The following is a 326-nucleotide window of genomic DNA, read 5'->3' on the forward strand; positions in this document are numbered from 1 at the left end:
GTTCAAAAAACCTTTCGACAGGCCAGAGATGCAACCAAACACCACCGGTCGGACGACTTCCAGCAGGTTAAAATGGTTTTCGCCATCGGTTTTTAAACGCGCCAGTTCGGGCAAGGCAGAGTAAAGCACCGCACTGATAAAACTGGTGCGAGTCAGGGGGAGGGAGTCTACCCACTGTTCTATGCTTTTGACGGTCGGGCTCTTGCAAAAGCTGAGTTGTTTTAGATTTGGCTCAGGCAGTCTCAAACGCTTTAGCAGTGCTTGTTGAGAGGGCTCGTTTGTCATCATCTATGGCTTATCGTTGCTTTGATAATAGGAATATAGCG

1 pseudogene is annotated in these 326 nt (G+C 48.5%); it reads right to left on the bottom strand.

Annotation, left to right across the window (positions count from 1 at the left end):
- A pseudogene (locus Q4526_RS11205) lies at window positions 1-288 on the bottom strand (hypothetical protein); the annotation flags it as partial.
- Window positions 289-326: the final 38 nt, after the last annotated feature.

Origin of the sequence: Gilvimarinus sp. 2_MG-2023, from assembly GCF_030547685.1 — a bacterium.
In the GTDB taxonomy this organism is placed as follows: Bacteria; Pseudomonadota; Gammaproteobacteria; order Pseudomonadales; family Cellvibrionaceae; genus Gilvimarinus.